This window comes from Streptomyces rubellomurinus, from assembly GCF_000961885.1.
Lineage (GTDB): Bacteria > Actinomycetota > Actinomycetes > Streptomycetales > Streptomycetaceae > Kitasatospora > Kitasatospora rubellomurina.
This window is the reverse complement of record NZ_JZKH01000338.1, coordinates 1-421: the sequence shown is the minus strand read 5'-3', so window position 1 is coordinate 421 and position 421 is coordinate 1. Positions and strand designations below refer to the sequence as shown.

The 421-nt window shown below is 72.7% G+C and carries 1 protein-coding gene; it reads right to left on the bottom strand.

Annotation, left to right across the window (positions count from 1 at the left end):
• Nucleotides 1–405 (bottom strand): acyltransferase domain-containing protein (locus VM95_RS38095; protein WP_244179163.1); only part of this gene is annotated, 405 nt, incomplete at its 3' end.
• Nucleotides 406–421: the final 16 nt, after the last annotated feature.

The window sequence follows — 421 nt, the reverse complement described above, 5'->3', positions numbered from 1 at the left end:
CACATTGTCCGCGAACCGCACCGCCTCGCGGGCCTGACGCACCCAGTACTCCGGCGCACACGCCTGCTCGGCCGTCAACAGACCGCCCGACACGTTCGACACCACCGGCAGCCGCGGCGCGCGGAACTCCACGCCCTCCAACACCTGCCGAAACTCGTCCAGCATCGGCTCGATCAGCGGCGAGTGGAAGGCGTGCGAGAGCCGCAGGCGCTTGCAGCGCACGCCCTCGGCCTCCAGGTCTGCCACCAGCGCGTCCACGGCCGCTTCCTCACCGGAGAGCACCAGCGACCGCGGCCCGTTCAGACTCGCGATCCCCACCCCCGACCGGCCCGCCAACCGCTCGACGGCCTCCGCCTCGGACAACCGCACCGCCACCATCACCCCACCCGCCGGCAGCGCCTGCATCAGCCGACCACGCGCG